Consider the following 13,285-nt stretch of genomic DNA (forward strand, 5'->3'; position numbering starts at 1 on the left):
CTTACTGGGCAGTAAAATTAATCACCGGGTTATCAATCATCTTGGAAAGATACTTCGAGTTCGTCTCATAGTTCCTGCCAAGTATCGTACATTTGTAAACGAAGGAAATAGGACGTGTGATACCTTCCAGTCCTGTAACCGTCATCTTGTAGATACCATTATTATATGAAACCGTTGGGTGGACAGAGGACTCGGTTGTCGTTACTGTGATTGGAGTTCCATTCGGTACAGCCTCTGCAGCAGCATCGACGGATGTTTTATAAGTCGCCTTTTCCTCCAATGTAACCTCGCTGATTTGCAAGTTCATCGTTTTGTGCTGCGCCAGTAAGCTTTTCCATTCGTCTACCGTATGGGTCGCCTTGGCCACAACCGTACCATTACCCAGTTTCATAGTGGCAGTAAGCGTAAGATTTCCTGTAGCATTATTCCAGTTCCAACCTTCAAATTCCACATAACCAGCAGAAGCCATCTTAGCCGTAACTCCACTGACTCCCGAAACTTCTAATTTCGTACGATACTCACTGGGCACCACCTTTGGCACAGTGTAGCTGATACCCGAATAGGTGAGCAGGCCACGAGTGCCCGTAGGGCTGCTTTTATCGTTGGTCAATATGGCATCGGCATTGTTGAAGTTCTCCGAAATGGCGGTTACGTCGCAAGTGCCGTTGGTGCGGGTACGCTGGAAGTGAAGCGTAATATGCTGATCGGTCGTAGACGGTGTGCGGACCGTATAGACATAGTAGGTACGCTTGCCTATCTTGATAACCTTCATCTGGTCGTTGTAAGTGCCGTTGACCAACGGACTCAACTGGTCGGCCTCAATATAAATATCGAACGGAAAGAGCGTTGACGGCAACGTGCCGGGGATGGTCAGCTGCACATCCACCTCGCTGCCCTGCCTCCTGTAAGTTAAATCTTTGTCTATCAACTTCAGGTTGAAATCATACCGCTTGCGCAAAATCAAATTGATGGTACGCTGAATATGAGTTGGAGAATTAGGAGCGATGCCACCACATTGAACGTATAGTGCTTATCCTCATTGACAGGAATAGCCTTCACATTCACACTGAGCAGACCCGTGTTCTGATCGTACTTGGCATAGTCTATATAAGGATCGTCAGTAATGTCTCCGTCGCACATCTTCTGATTCAGGTAAACACGCACATACGTTCCCGAATGGTCAGGCTCAATATCCTTACCGTAAAATTTAATGGGTGAGGTGAAACTACCCGGCAAGGTCATGATGGCATTGGTATTGTCGACGATGAGGGTGTACTCTCCGTCGCTGATGTCAGCATAGTCCTGAAGCTCCACAGAGGCAAAGAGGTTGTTGCTGGCTGGATTCCTGACAGCCTCGTCGTAGGTAGGATAGCCCTTACCCTTTGAGGAAATGATGTTAACGATGTAATTATAGTTGCGAATCAAGTCTATCCTCTGTGTACCGATAAAGTTTTTCTTCTCGGCATCGGCATAAATATCACGCACGATGTCTAACTTGTAATAGGCATAGCGGGATCATTATTACCCTTTCCGTAGAGAATGACAGACAGCTGCTTGGTTCTTTCAGCTTGGCTGTTGCTGTATTCAAAGACGGGGATAGGATTGAGGTTGGTCGTCGTTTCACGTATGTTCTTCAGCACTATGTCCGATGGCAGAGTAGGCAGAGTGGGGTCGATAGGGAACGTGTACAGCACGTCTCTATAGAACTCGCGAGGGCCATTGGTCAGCTGCGTCTTCGACTGGAAAGAAACCACCGTACCACGGTCGGGCGCGTTGTGGAGGCTGTAGCCTTTCAGCTCGAACCCGCTGTTCTGCGCATTGGTTACCGTAATCTTAGCCTTGTCGCGCAGCAGCTTAAAAGCCTTATTCTCGAAGCTGTTCTCGTTGATATTCTTAAAATAGAACGTTTGCCAATAGCTATAGTCCTCCGTGTCCGTGCTGATGATGCCGGGCATCACCTCACCTTCGTCGGAACTTTCCAAGTCGTGGTCGCCCGGCAAGGTCTCATCCAGACTTTTACCATCCTTGCTGTAATCGGCAACAAAATGAATGATGCGCGGCTTGGTGCTCGTCATCAAGGTAACGGTAAACTTATAGAGCTTGTTCTCAACAGGGCCTAACGTAACACCGTCCGGCAGGAAGGTGATTCCACTGGGGGTATCTACAATCTCCTGAAGGGTAGCTTTGGCACGATAGAGGTAACGGTGCTTATCGTTGAAAACCAACAAAGTAAGGTTCTTGATGTCGGCCGTCGTTCTCGTCATGGGGCCGCCACCGGGAAATGCCGCCTCGAAAGAGAGCGTTACGGGCACACCGTCGGTAGCGTCGTCGCCACCGAACGACTCAAAGATGTCGCTCGTACAGGAAGTAAGCACGAGCAACATGCTTACCACCATACCTATATAGTATAAACTTCTTTTCATCATAACCATTATTCGCTCTTGTTATATGTGTCAAAGACGGGACGGATGGACATCTCTCCTCCATTTGAAGGATAATTACGACCATAATCAAAATCATACCCCATCCCTGTCTGTGCCGACCAATATCGATGTCCCCACAAAAGACTCTTGACAGCACTCTTTGGATCTTTTTGAATCTTTACAATCAATGCTAATTCAGCCAAAGTCGGGATACGCCAATGGCCCTCATATTTAAAGGTATGCGTCCAATACTTTGTGCCATTTTGATGTCCCCAGTCATCACCCTGAATCTCTTTACCTGTAACCGAAACTCCATAATCATCTTCCCAATAATTATAGGCCCGCTCATCGGCACTGCTATAATCACGATATCTACGAGACCGATTAGACCATTGACTAATCCTGTATCTATCGGTTTTACCAGTAACGTTTTCAAAATTATTAGTAATAGTAGACCAAGACCCACTACCATATCCATTATATTGGCGAACAGGTATACTCATACCCCACTGGGAAGCAATGATAAACTGAGGAGAAGTAATCTTATTAGCCTCATCACTTCTATCAGTCCTATCAGTACCAAACGTGGGGTCGCCCACGATTTGCCCTGCTTGGGGCGCAAGAGTTGTAACTTTAAACAATGTACTATTGCTCTGATAGCCTGCCCCATTAGGACCATATTCAAGATAGGACGTAAAAGCAGAATACCAATAAATCTCAGTTCCTTCTGACTTCTTGGAAGTAACGTAAATAGGCGGATACTGCGTTACCACCACATCCTTGTAAAGGGGTGTACTGCCATCAGGATCCTGCACCTGAGTAACTCTGAACTTAAAAGTCAGGGGCACATAGTTGTCAGGGATAGGACTTGTAATCTTCAAGAACTTCTTACCGTCCCTCTCTTCTGTTTCTATATGGATAGCCCCATCCTTATTCGTTCCCGTCTTTAATTCTTCTGTACCATCCGTATTATATTGCGTATATTCATATCGAATACTCTGATTCATTTTTTGGCCATCTATGTCCAAGTCGGAAATGTATTCTACATAGCGCTCGTTTACATTCAGCATCTCAGGGTGGGTTTCCTTTACCACGAGGTAGTGAACCTTGGTGATGGCGGCATCGATGGCATCGGGATTGTTCCAGTCCTCCACGGCAATGTAGCCGTAGGGAATATTGACGGGCTTGGTAGGCTCGGCACTGCCAATCTCCTTAATGCTGCAGACAATGTCGTAAAGATGGTTGCGCTGCAACTTCGTGAGTCCGGCAATCTCCTTGTCGCTCATACGATCCTTGACGGCAAGGTAGTTGAGAGGCACACTATAATAGGTGTCGCTCTCCTTACCGTCAGTCTGGCTCTTGATGTGCAACTTGATGACCGCGTAGGTACGGAAAGTACCGTCGCTGCTCCAGTCGTTCTCATAGCTATAGTAAGGAACCGTGCGTGCATAAAACTCCTTGCCATCATACATAGCCTTTACCATCGGCTGCTCCTCGGTCATGAACAGGCGAGTGGGAAAAGGTGCAGGAGACCCTGCAAACAAGCTGGTTTGGTTGTTATAGCTCTTCAGCGAAATGGTAGGCTCGCCCACGACATCGTAGGTGTTGTCGCGGTCTTTCACCTCAATATCAGTATCTAATCGGATTCTGATTTTTGCAGCGGCACGCGAGAGCTTCAGCGTCTCCCCGGTTTTGGCGGTGATGTTATAATTGTCGCTTGAAGCCCAAGTCATCGTACCTGTCTTCATGGTTCCGTCCATCAGGAAGTCCTCCTGCGGTTGCACCGTAGACTGAACCATAGCATCTGTCGTCATGACGACCGCCTTTAAATCGTTCAGGCTCTTGCCCTCTAAAGTCTCATTTCCGTGATAGTTGACAAGCACATAGAGCTGGAACTCATGCCCGGAATAAGAAGCAGATATGCCCGCGGTCTTAGGCACATAAATAGTGGCCGTACCCTTAGCAGCAGCAGGATTGGGAATATCCAACACCAAGTCGCCCTTCTTTGTAGAATAGTATCCTTTCTGAACACCTGCATCATCATAGATGAAAGCCTCCATCGAAGAAATCTTATTCTCATTGAGCGGGTCTTCACCCGGCTCTTCTGTCAGGGCACGGGTTTGGGGAGGCAGGATGGATAAGCCAAACTGCAGTTGGTAGCAATCCTCCTTATCAATGGCAGGAAAATCTTCTTCCGCCCGGCAGGCACCCAGTGTCAGCAAGAACACTGAGGCGATGGCTGCATATATATAGCTTGATACTTTCATAACTTAATTGACTTGCTTAATCATATATCTGTAAGTTGGGCCGGGCTCTTGTCCTGTTTGCTTGAACTTAGGCACAATCTGAACCTCCACGCCATTGATGGTCAGGTAAAGCTCGGTAGCACGGATAATACCCGTCCACGGCTTAAGCGGCTTGATGGTCAGCTCTACAGGGCCACTGCCTGCAATACCCGTAACGGCAGCATTTCCAGTGTTTACCATTCTGCCCGTAAGCTCGAAATCGTTGCGGTTGGTAATGGTGAAACGCCATACGCCACCGGCAGGGCCTTTGATATTGAACGTTATTTTCAGTCCATCAACGGCACCCGAGTGCCAAAGCAGCTCGTTTCCGTTTTCACCCGTAATATCCAAGCCTGTCTGGCCTTGTTCATCAGGCTCGCCTTCCACGATGACGGCCGAGAACTGCTTCTCCGAGGCTACCACCGTCCACGGAAGGACTTCCCAGTTAAAGGTTATGGATTCCTCTACCCATCCTATCAACGTTCCCGAGAGAGAATAGGCGGTATTGCGGACAATGCTCTTGGTATTCAAGTCTGCAAAGTTGGCAGGCGTGTACTTGTCGTCACCCTGATTAAAATTCTTATGGTCGATAACCACCGTATGCTGCCGGTCTATACCGTGCTTCTCGTAGTGAACCTCGATGCTACTCTGCGTAGTCTCGGGAGCAGTGGTGGCACGAAGATGCTCGGGCACATAGACAGCCTTGTGCAACACGGGGTTGACGCCTTCTTCGCTATACTGCGCAGCATCGATGCCCGTATATTCCTCTCTATCTTTCAGCTCTCCGGCGTATGCAGCTTGGGAGGGAAGAGGGAGTAGGTCTTGGGCAGATTCTTGAATATGACGGAAGTGAGGCGCAAGCCTTTTGTGGCTTCCTTCTCCAAGGCGTCCATGCCCTCCTTATAATCCATATTGAGCTTGACCTTGGCCAGACAACGAATCAGCTCTATGTCAAGATGCAGCGGATTGTTCTGTGTGTTGTCGGCAGCAACGGTCGCCGTCTTCTCTGCCGTCATGAGGAAGAGCATAGGCTTATCGTTGACGCCCTTGTAGGCAATCTTCGTCAGTGCGTCGTCGTAATAGAGTCCGTCCTTGAAGGTAACCTTGTCGAGGGCGGTAGTCATCTCCGGCGTTTCGTTGGCAACGAAGCAGAAGTCGTACTCGCCAGTGCGCATGGGCACCTTAACATGATAGTCGATAAAGTCGGCAATGGCGTGCTTCTTGTTGTAGACAGCCTTGCCTGTGGCATGCTCGAAAGCATGAGTCGAAGGTCTACTACCTTATCTTCAAAGTCCTGCGTATCCTGATTCAGGGAGCTGCCTGCCCCCTGTGCCCGGGTGGAGACAGCATATAGCCTACTTCTCCGCTCTGCACGCCGGGGTCGTCCTCGTCGTGATTCGCACACGACAAGGCGGCAAGAGCTACCACCATCATCAGGCACGCATTGAATATTGCCCGATGGAAGTGGCCGTAAATCTTATAATTCACTTTGAATAGAGTCATTTATATTTTAGTTAAGTTTTATCGTCTCGAGGTCTCTCGTATTCCACGGCAGGACAACCGTCTTCACTGCTATGTAAGTAGTGGTGTTGTCGTCGGGATTGTCGTCGGGCGTGGGCGGAACGGGCGAGCCGGGCCCCATCACCTTGGTAACCTCTATCTTATAGATGTGGTTTCTTACTACGCCATAGCGGCCGTAAGCCATCAGCTTGGGCTGCTTCGTGTCGTCGAAATGGCGGATGTATGTAGCATATATGTTCTGTCCCTGATGATAGTATTTCAGGTTGTGGCTGTAGAACGACTTGCCGAAGTTCTTTTCCTCAGCAGTCAGTTGTGCTACATCTGCTGCAAAGCCTACGGGCATCTTCATCTGCTCGTCGCTCTGTGTGGCTGCATCTTGTATCTTCTGCTTCAGCTCCGTGAGCGTCATCATCTTGCCCCGGTAGTCGGCCCAGCTGCTGTTATCGGCAGAGGTGAATTGCAGCGAGGCAGGAAGATACGTGAGACGTACCAGTACACGGGTGGTATTGTTGCGCTTTTGCGCATCGGGGTTCATCGTGTTCTCTACGACGTAGAGACCCTTGGCGTCGTCCCATCCGCCTGTAGAGAATGTCTGCGGATACTCCACGGCGGTGCTAAACTCGGTAACGGCCGTTGCTGCCATATTGGGGTCGATGGCGTACTGATAATAATGTGGCGTGGTGCCGGTTTCTGCGGCAGTCGGTGCTGCGGCATCGGCTGTGCCGTTGCCCGTAAGGCTCTCGCCCGGCTTGCGCATCCAATAGGTCTTCAGGTTTGTAACGTCGAGTGCGAAGTCGCTCATCGTGGCCGTGCCGACAGCGGTACCACCTTCTACAGGCACATTTCCTCCATTGGCAGGGAAGACAAACACCTTGCCCACGGCACGCTCCACCTGCACCTCTACAGGCACATTCGCGGCCTGAGCCTCGGCCTGCGTTTCCTTCCAGTTGCGGTCTTCGGTGGCCACATAGCCCCGTACGTTGGTCATGAACACGCCGTTGGCGTCAGAGGCAAGGTCAGCGAGATCAACGGTGGCGGCAGCTCGAACTGCGACTTCACGTTGCCTTTGTTCGTAACGGCCTTCACCTTGTCGTTGGGATTGAGCAGCACCAATACCGAATAGTTGGCCTTCTTCAGTGCCCTTGCCTTGATGGTGAAGGGAGCATGGGTAAACGAGCCTACGGCAATATCGGTAGAAGTGATGTCGAAAGAGTGAACGGCCATATTGTTGTCGTCGTACAGCACGACGCGCGCCGACGTTACCTTCTGGTCGTCGGCCGACCCTTCGTAAGGCTGGTCGTTGCCCTTGTCAGCTACTCCGGCCCTTGTCTGGCTGAAGCGTGGCAGGCTGACAGATATAGCGAGCCACTGCGGTGCCTTGCCCTCCGCGCCGTCGTCCGGCCCCTCCACGGCGGAGGAGCAGGAAAGGAGCAGAAGCGAAGCCGCCATCCACGCCAAGCAGCTGTAAAATATCCTTTTATGAGTCATATATTAGTTAGTGATTTCAGTAATTAGTACACCCCACCCAAGTCTATGTTATAGCTATGGATGTTCCATTTAATCAAGTTTACCTCGCAGGCAATTACGGTATAGTCGTCGCAGTCGCATACGTCTCTTACGTATAGTTTCACGTCGAAGTCGTGCGTACAGTCAAGATTGATGTTGGTGTCGTGGTCGTCCGACTTGCTCAAGAGTATCGAGCCGATAAGGTCGGCACGGAACATAACCTTGTTTTGGAACTTGTCGTAGACTTCCAGCGTGTTCCTGTAGCCCGTCTTGAGCTTCAGGGTGTTGAACTTGCTCACGAGCACCGTGTCCCCGGGATTGGCCGTGGCAATGCCGGGATACTGCATCACCTTTTGGTTCATCACGATGCCGCCGTCGGCGTTCATGCTGCCGTTGGCAGAATAAACCCTTATCTCGAAGTTGTTCGGCTCTTTCACGCCGATGAGGGAAACCTTGATGCGGTTGGTCTGCTCCAAAAGATTAATCTTGGTATGTCTTTCTACAGTACCGTTGTCTTCGCTCGACGGCAGATAGACCACCTCGCTCTCGCCCTGATAAATCTTGAATCCGGGAACAGGGTTGGCATCGGCAAAGCCTGCTTTTTCTTTCAGGCTGAACAAGAGGTCCGACTTCTTTGTCGTGCCCACCTGCAGGCTTGCGCGGTCGAGGCGTTCCTTGTCCAGTCCTGTCCATGCCACGAACGTGTAGTAACCTTCGGGCAATGGCATATATATTTCGTAGTCGGCCGACAGCTTGGGGTTGCTCACCTCCTGCACGCCTGCCAACACTCCGTTTTGATCGAATGCGAATACTTCCAAGCGTTCAACAGACGGATAGACTTGCTCTTCATCACAAGGTGTCTTGGAATAAAAGCTCACATATACACCTTGGGGGCAATCCTTATTGTCATCATAGATCAGGCTATCACACCCTATAATTGCCACCAACGCGAATATTGCCAATAATATCTTGCTAAAATGCTTCATCTTTTCTGCTGTTATAAATACTTCGGAATATCTTTTTTATTAAAACCGGGAGGATGACAGGAGCCATCCTCCCGGTTTACGTATAAGTTTATCTTATTGGAACGATACAATTACATGTCAAGCTCAACAGAGTAAGAGTGAACATTCCAAGGCAAAATCTTGGTCTCAACAGACATCCAAGTTTCCTTCGGAGTCAATGGGTCGTCTGGGTCTACAGAAGGCTCATCCGGCTCGTTAGGATTGTCTGGCTTCGGGTCTGGGTTGTTAGGATCGTTTGGATTTGGCTCAGGATCATCGCTCGGTACCAATGGGTTCCAGTTTGTACCGATTCTCTTGAAGCCGCTAATCTCAATATGATAGATGTTGTTGCGGTTTACAGGAGAGTTAATCCACTTATTGCCTTCTACAGCACCTGTCTTATCAGGATTAATCCAAGCATAATACAAAGTCTTACCCTTAACATACAGGGAAGCGTCCTGCTTAGCTACGCCCTTCTTAGCTGCATCATGTGCTGCTGTGATAGATTCATAGAATATACCATTAGCACCCAAGTAGAAGTCCTTACCAGCAGGATAGCTATAATCTTCATAGATTGTACCGTCCTCTTTTACAACTCTTTTTGGTTGGAATTGAGCACGAACAAGTACATAAGCGGTGTTACCCTTACGATAATCAGAAGCATCCTGAGTATCACCCCACTTATGAGTGTTAGGCAAAATAAACTCACCATTCAACTGGGCAACCAAATCATTCTTAATATTCTCCAACGCAGTACCTGCTACAGAGTTGTAAAGGGTCTTAGTAGGAACAGTTATACCGTTAATATTCTCTGCACCAGTATCGTCATAACCCTTCCACAAACCAGAGTAATCATACTTTGGACCTACGTTAGTCCAAGTGTAGTCTTTATTTGTTTTATAGTCAGAGTTAGGAGTCTTATAAGTCAATTCAGGAATACCACCCTGACGCTGCATAAAGTAGATAGACTTCTCGCCTTGACCAACTACATACTTAATCTTAGTAACCTTACCCAATTCAGCATCCGGCTCTACTACACCTTGCGTCAAAGCATCATCACCCTTAACTATAAACTCTGTAGCAGTTGTTGTAACCATTACGCGAGCTACAGCACGCTTCACTGTCAGATTAGCACGGTTTGTAGTGTTACCAGCCAAAGTAGCTTTTTCGCTTACATTGTCCTTAACATCTACATTTGTAGCAGCCTCAATAGCAGTCATGGTAATAACGTCAGTGTTATCTCCATCTACAGCAGCAAGTCCGTCTGCAGAAGTTTTCACGTTAGTGTGAGCATTACCAGTATTGGCAGGAGCTAAGAAGTTACCCGCAGCATCTGCAACATTTTCATACTTCACCTTGAATGCATCAAGTGTAGTAGTTCCTTTATCGTGAGGCAAGAAATCTTTTGTTTCTTGTGTTGGATTAACAACTACATAAACAGTTTTGTTACCCGGCAAAACCTTAATACCTTTAGAAGGAGCAATCGTTACAGAGTTGTCAGCGGCAGCACCCTGAACTTGGAACTGACCAGCAGCAAATTCCTCATTGGCTTCGAGCTTGTTACTTGCATCAAAGACATAAACTTCGATTGCCTTGATTTTGTCCTTACCTGCCCACTTACCTACAAAGTTGTAGTCGGGCTTATCACTTTCTTCTGTGTCTTTCTGGTTATCAGCATCAGCACGAGTGCCACTGCCAGTAGACAAATTGATAGCAACAGACATGTAGGTGCTGCCGTTAGGCGCAGTGTCAGTGCCGTTTCCAAGCTCGTCGTTGCTTGAACATGCTGTCAGAAGTCCTAACCCGAGGACTAAAGCAGCCATTGCATTTGTTTTGAATTTAAACATAATAACTGATTAAAAATAAAATATTGTTTTTTATCTCTGTTTATCGTTCGCCGATGCTTTCGAGCATCTTCTCCAACTCCTTCATGTTGCTCTGTGCCTCGGGCATGTCAGCCACCTGCATGAAGAGTTCCTTAGCCTTTGCCCAGTTGCCCTTCTTGGCATTGAGCACTCCCAAGCTGTTAACGGCCTGCGGCAGACGTGCCGCACCCTTGAGCAGGTTTTCAACGGCATTGTCTACGCTTCCCTCCGATATTTTCAGGGCAGCGAGGTTTGCCATGCTCACAGGTTCGTTGGGGTAGATGGTAGCGGCGGTGCGGAAAGCGGCATTACGCTCTTCGCTGCCCTCGGGGTAGGAGTTTGCCACCATATACATCTCGTTCAGGCTCAGCAGGTGCGGCTTGGTGGCCATGTAGGCCTTTGCCTCTTCGAGATTGAAGTCCTTCACGCTGTACTTCAGGGTGTACTCCGTGCGGCGGAGGAGTGGGTAGAAGTTGAGCAGCAGGAAGCGGTAGGGCAGTCCCTCGTGCATTGAGACGAGCTTCTCCTTGCGTGCCTGTCCGCTATAGTTGTTGATGATGGTCAGCACGTCGTTCTTCCACTCCATTTCGGAGTTGTTGACCAGCTTCAGCAGTCCGTCCCAGTCCTCGCCATGTCCCTGAACATGGAACATGCCGACGGGCATCTTGAACTTGTCTACAAGATAGTTGACCAAGGCCTGTGCGCGGTTCTTGGAGAGGTCGAGGTTTGCCTTCTCGTAGCCCTCGGGCGAGGCGTAGCCGTCAATGGAGACGTCGGACACCTTGAGGTCCTTGTTCGTCAGTATGCTGTTGGTGATGCTGTCCACGCGGTCGAGTTCGGGCTTGTTGTTGCGGTAGTCGCGCTTCAGGGTAGAGTTGGACACCACGAAGGCGAAATGCGCTGCAAACCTCTCGTTCCTCACCTTATTTATTTCGGCCTTAGCTCAATGTACGCCAACTGGTAATGCGGCGCATAGGGGTCGCCGAAGAGATGCTGCGCCACGTCGTAGTTGTCCTCGCCCAAATCGCAGCCGGCACAACCCCGGGTGTGCTCGTCTACCTTTACGGCAGCCTGCGACATCCAGCTGCTGTAAGGAGCCGACAGGAGCACTTCTACTTCCTGCGGCTTTCCGTTGCGGCGGTGTACTACAGCCAGAGGCTCTACGCCCCGGTCGAGCTTCTTGGCCTGACGCCTGTACTGCACGAGGGCGTTGTGCCTTCCTATATAAATAGGTGGGAAGGTGTAGGCTTTCGCACCGTCGTCGGCCGTGAGGGAGGGCGTCAGCGTGAGGAGCGTCTGCCCCTTGAGCTTCACGTCGTCCAACACAACGGTCATCTTGGCTCTCACGGAGTCGCCGTCACGATAGGCCTTCTGTATCTTAAAGCGCGGACCTCCGCCCTCTGCCGCAAAAGCAAACACGGGGCACAGTGCCAACGAGGCCAGCAAACAGTTCTTAATGATATTCTTCATCATAGCTCCTTACTTATTTTATCATGTAAACCAGTGAGACTGCGGCCTTGGTGGGTCCCCAGAAACCTTTCTTGTCGCTCTTTTCCTTCACTCCGCACTTGGCACACTTGAACCGGTCGTAGTCGAAATAGGTGTATCCTGCTCCTGCCTCCAGTTCGAGTCCCCAGTGCTTGGACAATGCCCACTGATAGCCGACAGACACGCCTCCGCCTACCATCCATCCCTCGTAGCGGTGTTCCTTCGTGGAAGGAAACAGGCCGAAGGGCAGGCTATAGTTGCCTACATTGTACTGCCCGGCATGGGCATGAACGCCCACGAACCACCCGTTGAAGGAGGAACAGAACCAATAACGCCATTCCGGCTGAACGGCCCATACCTTCATCTTCTTGTTGTCGCTGTAAGTAAAGGGATTCAGAACGCCCATCACGTCGAGCGTGTGTTTCTTTCCCAAACTCATTTCGACAGAAAAGTTGGGTGCCGGTAAAGCCGCATCTGCCAACACGTTTGTCTTCAGTGCTATCTCCTGTGCCTTACCTTGAATGGAAAACAGGGAGATGCACAACAAGATAGCGAGCGATCTAATTTGCATCATGACATGTATTTTATTTTTTAATGATATTTTTCTCAAGTAATTTTACCCATATAAATATGGGGTATATTGCTTTTCTTCTATTTCAGCTCTTGCTATTAAGACTTTACAACCTTTTTTTATTGAGGATACATGTATTCTATATAGACAAGAGTTCATTAGTTATTCGTGGACTTACAGACTTTACAACCTGCGTTCTTTTATATAACTCCTCATTTTATAATGTTACATCCCAAACCTCATTCGGGTTCTGCAAAGGTATGTATTTCAGAAAGGTTTACCAAAATTAATTTAATAATCTTGCTCCTTACCCCCCCCCCATTTAACTATTATTCACCTTTCGTAACAAGTATAAGGCAAAAAAGAGAAGTTTTGGGGGAATATCTGCAAGCGCACGGGGAAGGTGTGGGGCAGGTGGGAGTTTTCTGTCAACGCACGGGGAAATGTAGGGACAGACCCCGTGTCTGTCCGCACGCAAATATCTTTCGCATAGGCACAGATAGATGGAGAAAAACAGCACGAGGAAGAAGCGGACAGGCACGGGGCCTGTCCCTACAGATTGGAAACTGCCAACGCACGGGGATGTAGGGACAGACCCCGTGTCTGTCCGCACGCAAATATC

At 49.2% G+C, this 13,285-nt stretch carries 13 protein-coding genes; all 13 read right to left on the reverse strand.

Annotated features, from left to right (window positions below; all coding sequences use genetic code 11):
• Position 1 precedes the first annotated feature (1 nt).
• Positions 2-958: a FimE-like fimbrial tip protein gene (locus JCM15908_RS04170; RefSeq protein WP_036892745.1), complete on the reverse strand. Its 957-nt coding sequence runs from the start codon at positions 956-958 to the stop codon at positions 2-4.
• A 2-nt stretch (positions 959-960) separates the two neighbouring features.
• A complete protein-coding gene (locus JCM15908_RS04175) occupies positions 961-1,485 on the reverse strand; it encodes a hypothetical protein (RefSeq protein WP_025002385.1) in 525 nt (174 codons plus the stop codon).
• Between the two features lie 5 nt (positions 1,486-1,490).
• Positions 1,491-2,426 (reverse strand): hypothetical protein, encoded by a 936-nt coding sequence (locus JCM15908_RS04180; protein ID WP_159101301.1) that lies wholly within the window; start codon positions 2,424-2,426, stop codon positions 1,491-1,493.
• Between the two features lie 5 nt (positions 2,427-2,431).
• Positions 2,432-4,690: a fimbrial tip adhesin FimD gene (fimD, locus tag JCM15908_RS04185; RefSeq protein WP_025002387.1), complete on the reverse strand. Its 2,259-nt coding sequence runs from the start codon at positions 4,688-4,690 to the stop codon at positions 2,432-2,434.
• Between the two features lie 3 nt (positions 4,691-4,693).
• Positions 4,694-5,422, reverse strand: a complete 729-nt coding sequence (locus JCM15908_RS04190; protein ID WP_025002388.1) for a hypothetical protein — start codon at positions 5,420-5,422, stop codon at positions 4,694-4,696.
• 62 nt (positions 5,423-5,484) lie between these two features.
• Entirely contained in the window at positions 5,485-5,883 is a 399-nt protein-coding gene (locus JCM15908_RS04195) for a hypothetical protein (RefSeq protein WP_025002389.1), read from the reverse strand.
• Positions 5,884-6,016: 133 nt separating this feature from the next.
• Positions 6,017-6,211, reverse strand: coding sequence for a hypothetical protein (locus JCM15908_RS14550; RefSeq protein ID WP_159101302.1), 195 nt, complete (start codon positions 6,209-6,211; stop codon positions 6,017-6,019).
• 7 nt (positions 6,212-6,218) lie between these two features.
• Complete coding sequence (locus JCM15908_RS04205; RefSeq protein WP_199897206.1) at positions 6,219-7,343, reverse strand: Mfa1 family fimbria major subunit; 1,125 nt, start codon at positions 7,341-7,343, stop codon at positions 6,219-6,221.
• A gap of 397 nt (positions 7,344-7,740) precedes the next feature.
• Positions 7,741-8,721, reverse strand: a complete 981-nt coding sequence (locus JCM15908_RS04215) for a FimB/Mfa2 family fimbrial subunit (RefSeq protein ID WP_025002392.1) — start codon at positions 8,719-8,721, stop codon at positions 7,741-7,743.
• 110 nt (positions 8,722-8,831) lie between these two features.
• The gene (locus JCM15908_RS04220) at positions 8,832-10,586 is read right to left on the reverse strand and encodes an Mfa1 family fimbria major subunit (protein WP_025002393.1); all 1,755 of its coding nucleotides are present in this window, start codon (positions 10,584-10,586) and stop codon (positions 8,832-8,834) included.
• Between the two features lie 40 nt (positions 10,587-10,626).
• Positions 10,627-11,526, reverse strand: a complete 900-nt coding sequence (locus tag JCM15908_RS04225; protein ID WP_159101303.1) for an OmpA family protein — start codon at positions 11,524-11,526, stop codon at positions 10,627-10,629.
• A gap of 5 nt (positions 11,527-11,531) precedes the next feature.
• Positions 11,532-12,077, reverse strand: a complete 546-nt coding sequence (locus tag JCM15908_RS04230) for a DUF3868 domain-containing protein (RefSeq protein ID WP_025002395.1) — start codon at positions 12,075-12,077, stop codon at positions 11,532-11,534.
• A gap of 10 nt (positions 12,078-12,087) precedes the next feature.
• Positions 12,088-12,657: a DUF3575 domain-containing protein gene (locus JCM15908_RS04235; RefSeq protein ID WP_025002396.1), complete on the reverse strand. Its 570-nt coding sequence runs from the start codon at positions 12,655-12,657 to the stop codon at positions 12,088-12,090.
• Positions 12,658-13,285 lie beyond the last annotated feature (628 nt).

The organism is Prevotella dentasini JCM 15908 (genome assembly GCF_000614065.1).
GTDB lineage: Bacteria > Bacteroidota > Bacteroidia > Bacteroidales > Bacteroidaceae > Prevotella > Prevotella dentasini.

What these genes read in the sequence shown, in the direction of transcription:
- JCM15908_RS04180 (WP_159101301.1), bottom strand. Translation starts at nt 2,426, where the DNA reads ATGATGAAAAGAAGTTTATACTATATAGGTATGGTGGTAAGCATGTTG.
- fimD (WP_025002387.1), bottom strand. Translation starts at nt 4,690, where the DNA reads ATGAAAGTATCAAGCTATATATATGCAGCCATCGCCTCAGTGTTCTTG.
- JCM15908_RS04195 (WP_025002389.1), bottom strand. Translation starts at nt 5,883, where the DNA reads ATGCGCACTGGCGAGTACGACTTCTGCTTCGTTGCCAACGAAACGCCG.
- JCM15908_RS14550 (WP_159101302.1), bottom strand. Translation starts at nt 6,211, where the DNA reads ATGACTCTATTCAAAGTGAATTATAAGATTTACGGCCACTTCCATCGG.
- JCM15908_RS04215 (WP_025002392.1), bottom strand. Translation starts at nt 8,721, where the DNA reads ATGAAGCATTTTAGCAAGATATTATTGGCAATATTCGCGTTGGTGGCA.
- JCM15908_RS04220 (WP_025002393.1), bottom strand. Translation starts at nt 10,586, where the DNA reads ATGTTTAAATTCAAAACAAATGCAATGGCTGCTTTAGTCCTCGGGTTA.
- JCM15908_RS04230 (WP_025002395.1), bottom strand. Translation starts at nt 12,077, where the DNA reads ATGATGAAGAATATCATTAAGAACTGTTTGCTGGCCTCGTTGGCACTG.